The sequence below is a fragment of the Peribacillus sp. P4_D6 genome, assembly GCF_056401795.1.
The window spans coordinates 1-5,428 of sequence record NZ_JBFUIQ010000188.1; the positions used below are offsets into that span (position 1 = coordinate 1).

General features: G+C 33.6%; 5 protein-coding genes and 1 pseudogene. All 6 read right to left on the reverse strand.

The features are described from left to right. Window positions 1-129, reverse strand: a pseudogene (locus AC1DVB_RS24940) (IS110 family RNA-guided transposase); the annotation flags it as partial. Between the two features lie 198 nt (window positions 130-327). After that, window positions 328-1,899: a glycosyltransferase gene (locus AC1DVB_RS24945; protein ID WP_377333653.1), complete on the reverse strand. Its 1,572-nt coding sequence runs from the start codon at window positions 1,897-1,899 to the stop codon at window positions 328-330. A gap of 333 nt (window positions 1,900-2,232) precedes the next feature. After that, on the reverse strand, window positions 2,233-2,913 hold the full coding sequence (locus tag AC1DVB_RS24950; protein WP_057277285.1) for a hypothetical protein: 681 nt from the start codon (window positions 2,911-2,913) through the stop codon (window positions 2,233-2,235). Window positions 2,914-3,257: 344 nt separating this feature from the next. Continuing rightward, a complete protein-coding gene (locus AC1DVB_RS24955) occupies window positions 3,258-3,407 on the reverse strand; it encodes a hypothetical protein (RefSeq protein ID WP_164468803.1) in 150 nt (49 codons plus the stop codon). Window positions 3,408-3,610: 203 nt separating this feature from the next. Then, complete coding sequence (locus AC1DVB_RS24960) at window positions 3,611-4,294, reverse strand: DUF554 domain-containing protein (RefSeq protein WP_477591457.1); 684 nt, start codon at window positions 4,292-4,294, stop codon at window positions 3,611-3,613. 62 nt (window positions 4,295-4,356) lie between these two features. Then, entirely contained in the window at window positions 4,357-5,175 is an 819-nt protein-coding gene (locus tag AC1DVB_RS24965) for a MerR family transcriptional regulator (RefSeq protein WP_057277287.1), read from the reverse strand. Window positions 5,176-5,428: the final 253 nt, after the last annotated feature.

Sequence of the window (5,428 nt, forward strand, 5' to 3'; positions counted from 1 at the left end):
GGCTTTTTCTATCACGCGCCCTCGTTCATCAACAAAACAAGCGTAATGAACATGCTTGGCAATATCCATACCAACAACGAGTGTATTTTCAGTAACTTGATTAATTTTTTCATTCCATTTAAACTGCATAGAGAAGTCCTCCTTGTTTGATGCTGAGTCAATGGTCGTTGACACTCATGCATCATACAAGAGGGCTCTTTTTCTTTCAAGACTTCGAACATCCTTCTAACAGGAATGCTGCCCCGTTAGTTCATTAAGAAATTCAACAACACCACTAACATTCCTGGAAAAAAATAACCCCTACTCAATATGAGTAAGGGCCATTGATTATTCGGTAAACAATTTAGTGGAAGTCGCCTTACTGCTTTTATTTTTCAATTGACGATTTTCAATTGCTACTCTAACAACATGTTCCCAAGAATTCGCATAAATTTCTTGGTTGAATTTTCTTTCTACCTTTTTTAGAGCAGCCTTACCCATCTTTATGGTTGTTTTCGGATGATTGAACATTGAAATCATCACTTCTGCTAGTTTATCTATATTATTCTTTTGAACTAAAACTCCATTTTCTCCATTGTCAATTAATTCATTAGGACCGTATCTTATATCATAACTCACTACAGCTGTAGCATTAGACATGCTCTCTAATACAGAAAGAGAAAACCCTTCCGTTTTTGAAGCTAAGATACTGAAAAGAGCACTTTGATAAATTTCAGATGGTTCTTGGGTGTATCCATTTAATTTTATGTGATTTGTAAGATTAGCATTATTGATTATCTTTTGCAGCTTATCTTTCTCAGTACCTTCTCCCCAAAACTCTAACTTCGCATCCGGCACTTTCTTTACAACGATTTCAAATGCCTTAATAATATGATCTAAATTTTTAATGGCTGAGTACCTACTAATAACCACTGCTAGCTTTTCTTCTTTAACTAAACCTTGGCGGGCAAACCATCCAGTTTTTAAGTTTGTCTTCATCGCATGAGGAATAACATGCAAATTCGTTCTTTTACCAAATCTATTTTCAATATCTGTCTTTTGTTGTTCCGTAAGAACTAAAGCAGCATCTAGAGTATCCAAATGATCAATACCCGTTTGAACAGTTGAAGCGATGTCAGAATCGGCTTCCCATGGTGCTGTAAGATGACTACTGTGTAATCTCCAAATTTTGGCAGCACTACTATTCTTTACATTTATCATTAATAAGTCAGTTTTTCTAGCATCTGCAACTAATACAGGGTTTTCCACGTCTTTTATAACTCGTTCAACCCAATCTAATTTTAGTTGCTCATCATTGCTATAAATAGCTTTAATATCTCCATTTTCCTCAAACCAATTTACTCGAATGGCCTTGCCGTTTTCCGGATTTACCCACTTTGATAAGTAAGCTTGAGAATTGCTATTATAAAAAACCATTTGTCTTGGTTTATTTGAAGCAAAATCCATAAAGGATACTTTTCTTATTAAGCCATATTCATCATACACTTCTTTTTTCACTCGATATCTTTGTTCATTAAAGTAATCAATGAAGTCTAAAGAATCATCTTCGTGAAATTTTTTATATTTAGTGTAAAGTCCATTTTCGTATACTCTAAAAGCGTTATGTCCAACGTGTGGATCTAAATATCCTGTTTCAGGAGTAACTTGTGTAATTGATAAATCTTCTTCACTTCCACAAAGCTCTTCATAGAGATTTAAAACTTTAACATTTTCGTTAAGTTGTCCAAGCTCTATTAATTTACTTCGAATCCTTTCGTATCTCGTATCAAAATTGAATGTGAGTATATGCGTATCATAGCCCATTTCTGCAAATGTGTTGGCTTGAGCTAACGAAGCCTTCGTTAACCCACCGCGCTGCACATCCAAAGAACCAATTAGAAAAAACATTGTTGCTTTCAATTACTTTTCTCCTGTCAATTATAAAGTATTTTATCCACTTACAGTATACAACAACTTTATAGTCCATACATACCAAATGAGTTTTTTCTAATCATAAAAAATGAGATTTTAGTACTATGAGAATGATAAGGAGATCCACAACAAAAGTTTGATTTAATAAAAAAGCCTTTTCAGCTCCGATCTTCAGCTAACGCATCCGTTAGTTGACCAAGAATAGTATATTAATCTATTGCAGGTTTACTATGTAACCAATGTACTAACAAAAAAGACCTTCAATTGAAGGTCTTTACTCATATGAGGAACAATGTGGATAAAGGCCCCTCCGTTAATGTCTCAATAAGACCATTTCTCATCATCTGTAACCCACTGATTTTTCCTTAAATCAAAGGTTTCATAATCATCGTGAAGAGAAAAGTAGGCTGGCAATGTGATTGCTTGTCCATCTGCTTTTTTCCAGCAATCTGCGACCCAAGTAGCAAACGCTTGTTTTTCTGCAAGGTTAAGTTCCTCTTCATTTTTTTCGTAGAAATCCCAAAAGTCATCTGTTTGATTACCTAAAAGGTGGGTGTATCTTACATTTTCAATCATACCTAGACTACCTGCAAAGATAGAAGAATCCTTACCCTCGTTAAAGACTTCATTAGCTTGTCTATCCATTGAGAACATAGTAATGGATAAGTTAAACTCGGAAGGATCTTCTACAAATGCTACAAAATCCAATATTTCCACTTTAGAGTAAATGGTGTATTTATGTAACTCCTTTATATTACTGATTAATGTTTCCGATTTTGCATCAAGGTTTTCTTCGACTGACTTCATATAACTGTCCACCGTATAAAGAGATTTAGTTTCGTTTACTTCTTCTGAAGAGAGCTCTTCAACATCTGTCGGTTCCTCAGCATGTGCACTTTCTTCGACTGGAGCCTTTTTATCTACTGCTTTTTCTTCTTGCATACATGCACCAAGCAATCCAATTGAGATAACACTTGCTGCTAAAATAAAATAATTTCTCATAACAATTTTTCCCCATTTTCTCTCATATAGTAAATATTAACTAATCCATCTTAATCTAATTGAACTAGAAAAGCACATGGATTATTTAGAGTACCTAAACAAAAAACTTTAATAAATAAATAGAAAGGGCATGTTTTGAAAAAAGATTATCAAAACATGCCCTTATACTACTATTAAATTAGATTACTCTTTTATAAAAACGCTGATTTTTTTTATCTTCCTTAATAAACTAAGGCACCCGATAGTTCTATAAGACTTATTGTTGAGTTGACAAGTGAAGGAGGGAGTAGGATGGAGAAGATCATTAGAAAAGATAGAAAAACGCCACAAAAAAGGCGTTCAATTTAATCATCTTTATTTATTTTACCGTCGTTCCCCTTGTCAATACCAGTAGCGTTATTAACTATTTGTGGAAACAAGTTTAACCCTTGATCCAAGGCATTCATTGAATCGGCTTTTTGGCCAATATTTTTTGATTTTTCTTGTTTTTTCATTTTTGTCGCCTCCTAAAATTAGGATTCGTAGTAAATCAAAAAATATTCCAAAGTAATTTTAAAATGATTATGTTGCACAGTTCGAATAAACTATGCTACCTGAACTAATCTGCCCCTTTAGTGCCATAAGAAAAAGGCTGCCTCAGCAACCCCTGTTATTGAGCTAAAGCACCCGTTAGTTTAAGTGTAATATTTCACAAATATTATAAATGGGAAAAATGAATAACTAAAAATGCAATAGGAGGAATTATTATTGATGGTAGAAGATTTAAAGTATTAAATTTCTTAATCCCCAAAATATTTAAACCAGATGCGATTATCAATATACCTCCTACAATCGTCACTTCGTTCAGAAGATCATTATTTATGGAGTTCTCCATTAAAATAGCAATTAAATAAATGGCACCTTGCCAAATAAATAAAACAATTCCTGCAACAGCTATCCCAATACCAAATGTGGATGCTAACACAATCGAGGTAATCCCATCCAACACCCCATTTGCAAGCAGATACGTATAATCTCCCTTTAACGCTGCCTCTACAGGACCTAAAATAGATAACGTTCCAATACAAAATAATAGGATAGCAGTCGCTAACCCCTCAGCTAAATTACCTCTGGAATATTTATTAACTAAAGCATTAAATTTTGATTCTAAATTCAGCCTTTGACCGAGCAATCCCCCTACGGCTATGCTTACAATAAAAAGTACCGGATATTTGCTGGAAGGTAAATGTTCCACTAGTGCATTTATTCCTAACCCCAACGCAACTAACCCCATAGCCTGCATTAGAATGTTGTGATATTCATCTTTTATCCCCTTTTTAAAGATGCTTCCGATAATGCTTCCGATTACTATCATCATTGTATTAAAGAATGTTCCAAACATAATCATTTCTCCTTTTAATTATTGTTCTATCCAAAAATATAGACCCTCCTGTAACGGGAGGGTCAACACTTTATTGGTATTTGTATTTCTGTCAGATAGTCTTCTTTACTACCGGAGATATAATGGTCAATTATTGTTCTTTCAATGGAATCCCCGATAACTTGGAAACCGTTATCTTGAATACAATTGAGTAAGCTTCTATAATGTTCGGGGGAATCGCTGTGATTTCCATTATAATAAATGCAGGCATACATTCCTTCGGGAAGAGTTGTCACTAAAGGATTTTGAATATCATCTTCTTCGACTAAAATAAATATCGAGTTATATTCATTGAACTTGTTGTTTAATGTATTATTAATACTTATCGTAAGACCTACTCCCCCAATAAATATAGAAGAACTCATATTAGACAGACTCTCTAATCGTCGTAAGGAAACTTCCATCTCAGGTTCTGAACTGATTATTTCCATTAATCTTACTATCCTTCTCTCTTTCCTCTCCTGTATGAATGGCACTTCCAATTCTTTTATTTCTCGTGCTAATTTAATGTCCTTGATTCGATTTTGGAACCTTCGGTTAATTCGTTCCAGTTCTTTCATTTTTTTTTCGGTTAATCGTTTCTGTTCCTCTAAGAGATACAAAAAACCATCGATATTCCTGTGATCCAGATGTCCCTTGATCTCCTTTAATGAAAAACCTAAATCCTTTAAATAATGAATAGTGTTCAAATGTTCAAATTGTTCCGTTGAATAATATCTATAACCGTTGTTTAGATCCGTATGTATAGGTTTTAATAAATCAATTTCATCATAATATCGAAGGGTTTTTATGGTCGTATTATGGAGTTTAGCCATTTCTCCAATTGAAAATCTATTCTTCAATTTAATCTTCCTTTAGAAAAACTTTATATTATCACTATAATACACAATTATATGAAGTTAAACTAACCTCCCTCTATAAACATTGATGTATCAACGGTTTGCACCACTCGGTATATTAGGGAATTTATTTTTTTAATCTACTTTTAAACAGAGTATTGAAATTCTGGTTTTTATTAGTAAATTGAGCGTACGCTTCGCTAAAACTAATGGAAATCATTAGCTATTTTCTCCACTATGTGATGCACAATAGATC